General features: G+C 50.2%; 1 protein-coding gene. It reads right to left on the bottom strand.

Annotated elements, in window-relative coordinates:
* Positions 1-269 (bottom strand): hypothetical protein (locus tag AC2FB1_RS11190; RefSeq protein WP_490675281.1); only part of this gene is annotated, 269 nt, incomplete at both ends.

The raw sequence follows: 269 nt of genomic DNA, 5'->3' as shown, positions 1-269 counted from the left end.
TCACAAAGCGCGTCAACAAGCACAGCTAATTCACAAAGTGCGTCAACGAGCACAGCTAATTCACAAAGCGCGTCAACAAGCACGTCTGATTCAGCATCAGTAAGTGCAAGTGACTCAGCATCAACAAGTGCAAGTGACTCAGCGTCAGTAAGCGCGTCTGATTCAGCGTCAGTAAGCGCAAGTGACTCAGCATCAGTAAGCGCAAGTGACTCAGCGTCAGTAAGCGCAAGTGACTCAGCGTCAGTAAGCGCAAGTGACTCAGCGTCAGT

It is taken from the genome of Staphylococcus sp. CoH_129_LAB_1 (assembly GCF_058191515.1).
The sequence above is the reverse complement of the archived record's forward strand: the minus strand, read 5'-3'. Positions and strand labels throughout refer to the sequence as shown.